Origin of the sequence: Bradyrhizobium guangdongense, from assembly GCF_006483445.1 — a bacterium.
GTDB lineage: Bacteria > Pseudomonadota > Alphaproteobacteria > Rhizobiales > Xanthobacteraceae > Bradyrhizobium > Bradyrhizobium guangdongense_A.
The window spans coordinates 1-4834 of record NZ_PPPT01000160.1; the positions used below are offsets into that span (position 1 = coordinate 1).

Consider the following 4834-nt stretch of genomic DNA (forward strand, 5'->3'; position numbering starts at 1 on the left):
TTGTAGTACTGGTACTCGGCCTTGGCCGACCAGTTCGGGGCGAACATGTACTCGATGCCGGCACCGACGGTGTAGCCGTCCTTGTGGTTGCCGTTGATGGCGAAGGCCACCGGCACGCCGCCCAGCGTCACGTTCTCGTTGTTGTCGGAATAGGCGTAGCCGCCCTTCACATAGAGCAGGCCGGGACCCCAGGTGTAGCCGACGCGGCCTGTGATCGAGCCGAGGCCGCGCTGGTTGTTGGTGTAGGCGTAGCCGCCGGGATAAACCGCGCCGACGCTGCCGGAGAGCCAGGAATACTGGCCTTCGACGCCGACCACCCAGTTCGGGTTGAACTGCCAGTCGCCGCCGACCTGCAAGCCGCCGAGGAAGCGGCCGTTGCTGTTGTTGCCAGTGGCCAGACCACTGAAATTGCTGTCGCTCGAGAAGGCGCCGCCGACATGCGCACCGAGATAGAAGCCGGTCCAGTTGTAGAGCGGCGCGGCATAAGCGGGCGCGGGCTGCTGTTTGTAGTAGCCGCGGTTGAGGTCCGCACCGAGGGCGGGGGCGGCCGCGCTCACAAAGAGCAGCGCAACGGTCGCGAACAGAATCTTCTTCATCGTCTTTACTCCAACACTCAAACCCGGCTGGCGCGCATCCCGCGCCGTCGCCGTTGGTTACGCAGATAGATGGCTTTCGATGAAAATGCTGTCACTCGCGTGGCACAGCGATCGCTAACCTAACTTATTGGCCCTTAAATGATTTTTGTGCCTAACGGCGGGTAAAGAAAGGCTGAAGAAAGGGTTAAGTCGGCGATGCTCGGACCGCCTTGCGCGAAGCACTCGTTAACCAAGCCGTTTCAGCACTTCCTCGCGCATCTGCGCGCGAAACTCGGCGCGGCGCGCCGGCCGGTCCTTCTCGTGGACGGTGTGACGATCGAACACGTTGAAGCTGTCCATGATCGGATAGCGCTCGCTCGCCATCGCGAGCACGCGCAGCACCTTGGTCGCCGCCGCGGTCGTGCCCTTCACCTCCCAACGCCGGATCGTGTCGGCGCCACCGGCGGACGGCAGTCCACACAGTTTTGCCATGTCGGCGGCCGTCAGCCTCTTGCCGAGGGCGTCGGACAGGTCGGCGCGCAGTTGCTTCAGTTCAGGTCCGGTCATTCCACTCATTCCAGGAGATGATGAGGAGAACGCGATAAACCTGATTCGGGTTCATCCGAGGGCCGGCGCGGAAATTTTCCTATGCCGCCGGCGCGCGCTCCTTCCGTCCGGGGACGGCCGCGAGCAGCTCGCTTGTGTAGCTGTGCTCGGGCGCGGCGAACAGCTGCGCCGTCGGCTTCAATTCGACGATGGCGCCGCGCTGCATCACTGCGATGCGGTCGCAGATTTGGGCTGCGACGCGCAGGTCGTGGGTGATGAACAGCATGGAGAGGCCGAGCCGTGCCTTCAGGTCTTCGAGCAGCCGCAGGACTTGCGCCTGCACGGAGACGTCGAGCGCGGAGACGGCTTCGTCCGCAACGATGATCTCGGGCTCCAGCGCCAGCGCGCGCGCGATGCCGACGCGCTGGCGCTGGCCGCCGGAGAATTCATGCGGGTAGCGTTCGAGCGCGCCGGCATCGAGGCCCACCATCTTGAGCAGATCGCGGGCGCGGTCGAACGCGACCTTGGGCGCGGTGCCGGCCGCGATCGGGCCGTCGGCGATGATGTGGCCGATCTTGCGCCGTGGGTTGAGCGAGGCGAACGGGTCCTGAAAGATCATCTGGATGCGGTGGCGCTCGGCGCGAAGTGCTTTGCCGGAAAGGCCGGTCAGATCGGTGTCGCCGATGCGCACCGTGCCGCGATCAGCCTCGATCAGTCGCATCACCAGCCGCGCCACCGACGACTTTCCGGAGCCGGATTCGCCGACCAGGCCGAGCGTCTCGCCTTTGAGGATGGAGAAGTTGACCTCGCGCGCGGCATCGACCCGGCGATCCTCGCGGAACCAGCCGCCTGACGTGACATAGGTCTTGTCGAGCCCAATCACCTCGACCGCCTTGGCCTGCTCGTCGAGCGGTTTTCGCGCCGGAGGATCCATCGAGGGAACGGCCGCGAGCAGCGCCTTGGTGTAGTCGTGCTGCGGTTGGTTGAAGACGATCGAGGCAGGGCCTTCCTCCACCACCTTGCCATGCCTGAGCACCACGACCTGGTCGGCGATATCTGCCACGACACCGAAGTCGTGGGTGATGAACATGACCGCCATGTTGCGGTTGCGCTGGAGGTTACGGATCAGCTTCAGGATCTGCGCTTGCGTGGTGACGTCGAGCGCTGTCGTCGGCTCGTCCGCGACCAGCACCGCCGGCTCGAGCGCGAGCGCCATCGCGATCATGGCGCGCTGGCGCTGTCCGCCGGAGAGCTGATGCGGATAGGCGCGCACGATGCGTTCGGGGTCGGGCAGGCCGACTTCGCGCGCCAGCGACAACGCCTTGGCGCGGCGCTCCTTCGGCGTGAGCAGGCCGTGTGCCTCGAACATCTCGGCCATCTGGTCGCCGATCCGCATCAAGGGATTGAGCGCGGTCATCGGTTCCTGAAAGATCATCGCCAGCCTGCGGCCGCGCAGATCGCGCCAGGCATCATCGTCGAGCTTGACGAGATCGCGACCCTCGAACTGGATCTCGCCTGAGGTGACGTCGACCGTATCCGGCAGCAGTCCCATCAGCGCATGCGCGCACATCGACTTGCCGGAGCCGGATTCGCCGACCACGCAGACAATCTTGCCGGGTTTCAACTCCAGCGAGACGCCGTCGACCGCAAAGGGACGCTCGGCTCCCTTGGGCAGCGCGATCCTCAGGTTCTTGATGGAGACGACGGGCGGCGCAGTCATCAGCGGCCCTCCCGCGACAGTCGCGGATTGAGCGCGTCGTTGAGGCCTTCGCCGATCAGGTTGAGCCCGAGCACGGAGATCAGGATCGCGATGCCCGGAAAGACGGTGATCCACCAGGCCTGACGGATCACGGTGCGCCCGGCGCCGACCATGTAGCCCCAGGAGATCAGGTTGGGATCTCCGAGGCCGAGGAACGACAGCGAGGACTCCAGGAGGATCGCGGTTGCGACCATCAGCGAGGCCAGCACGATCACCGGCGAGAGCGCGTTAGGCAGGATTTCGCGCCAGATGATCCAGCTATTGCTTTGGCCGGTGACGATGGCGGCCTGGACATATTCCCGCGTGCGCAACGACAACACCTCGCCGCGCACGAGGCGCGCCACTGGCGGCCAGCTCACGATCGCAATCGAGCCGACGATCGAATAGATCGAGGGCTGCAGGATCGCGACCAGCACGATCGCGAGCGCAAAGCTCGGAATGGTCTGGAAGAATTCCGTGAAGCGCATCAGCGCGTCGTCGACCTTGCCGCCGAAGTAGCCGGCAATCGCGCCGATCGGCACGCCGACAATGAGCGCGACCAGCGTCGAGACCAGGCCGACCAGCAGCGACACCCGCGCGCCGAAGATGAGGCCCGCAAACACGTCGCGGCCGAGCGCGTCGGTGCCGAGCGGCACGGTCGAGAGCGTGAACGGGGGCAGGAACGGCCGCTGCACCATTCGCCAGGGCGAATTGGGGAACAGCAGCGGGCCGAACACGGCGATCGCAATCGCGAGCAGCAGGATGATCAGGCCGATCAGTCCGCTCGGATTGCGCAGCATCGATGTCCAAAACTGTTTCATGCGGCGAATTCGATGCGTGGATCGACCAGGCGATAAACGAGGTCGGTGATGAGGTTGAAGATCAGCACCATCGCCGAGCAGACGACGAAGACGCCGAGCAGGAGATTGTAGTCGCGCTGCAGCAGCGCTTCGTACATGAGACGTCCGATGCCGGGCCATGCGAACACGGTCTCGGTTAAGACCGCGCCGCCGATCAGCGTGCCCGAGTGCACGCCTGCAAGCGTGACGACCGGCAGCAACGCGTTGCGCAGCACGTGGCGGCGCTGGATCACGGCATCGCTGAGGCCCTTTGCACGCGCGGTCTTGACGAAATCGAGCCGCTTCACCTCCAGCATCGAGGCGCGCGTCATGCGGGTATAGGTCGCCATGAAGAACAGGCCGATCGTGGTCGCCGGCATGATCAGATGCGCGGCGACGTCGAGCACGTGGGCAAACCCCCTGTAATTGGCGCCGACGGTTTCGTAGCCAAAGCTCGGCAGCCAATCCATGGTGACCGAGAACAACAGGATCGCCATCAGCGCGACCCAGAACAGCGGCGTCGCGTAGAAGATCAGCGCGAACACTGTCACGAGCGTATCGAGCCAGGTCCCGGCAAAGCGCGCCGCGAGCGTGCCGAAAAGGATGCCGAGGACGAGCGAGATCGCAAATGCCGAGAGCGTCAGCAGCAGCGTCGCCGGCAGCCGCTCCGCGATGAGTTTCGACACCGGCGCCTGCTGGCGGAACGAGAAGCCGAGGTCGAAGGTCACGACACCTTTGACATAGATAAAGAGCTGCTCGGGCAGCGGCTTGTCGAGGCCGAACTTTTCCCGGAGCTGCTTGACGAAGACCTGGTCGGATGCGCCGGCTTCGCCCGCCATGACAACGGCGGGGTCGCCGGGGGCAAGCCGGATCAGGAAGAAATTGAGGACGACGATCGCGATAAGCACGATCACGCCCTTGAGGACACGCTGGGCGATGAAGGAGAGCATCTCTATGGCGCAGTGAGAGTGAGAAGCATGTCACCGCGAGGGCGGTGCGCTCCCTCGCCCCGCTTGCGGGGAGAGGGTTGGGGTGAGGGGGAGTCTCCGCAAGGGAGGTGAGAGACGGACTCGCGGAAGCTCCCCCTCACCCGAATTCGAGCGATGCTCGAATTCGACCTCTCCCCGCGAGCGGGG

Annotated in this window: 5 protein-coding genes; all 5 read right to left on the minus strand. The window is 64.8% G+C overall.

All coding sequences use genetic code 11. The annotated features are described in order from the left end of the window. A partial coding sequence (locus tag C2U70_RS22755) for an outer membrane protein (protein WP_140980656.1) occupies window positions 1-596 on the minus strand: 596 nt, incomplete at its 3' end. Window positions 597-821: 225 nt separating this feature from the next. Continuing rightward, entirely contained in the window at window positions 822-1142 is a 321-nt protein-coding gene (locus C2U70_RS22760; protein WP_140980657.1) for a hypothetical protein, read from the minus strand. Window positions 1143-1221: 79 nt separating this feature from the next. Continuing rightward, window positions 1222-2841, minus strand: coding sequence for an ABC transporter ATP-binding protein (locus C2U70_RS22765; RefSeq protein WP_186294415.1), 1620 nt, complete (start codon window positions 2839-2841; stop codon window positions 1222-1224). Further along, complete coding sequence (locus C2U70_RS22770; protein ID WP_140980659.1) at window positions 2841-3680, minus strand: ABC transporter permease; 840 nt, start codon at window positions 3678-3680, stop codon at window positions 2841-2843. The genes C2U70_RS22765 and C2U70_RS22770 overlap by 1 nt, the downstream gene beginning before the upstream one ends. Further along, window positions 3677-4648: an ABC transporter permease gene (locus C2U70_RS22775; protein WP_140980660.1), complete on the minus strand. Its 972-nt coding sequence runs from the start codon at window positions 4646-4648 to the stop codon at window positions 3677-3679. Before C2U70_RS22775 ends, C2U70_RS22770 begins: the two co-directional genes overlap by 4 nt. Window positions 4649-4834 lie beyond the last annotated feature (186 nt).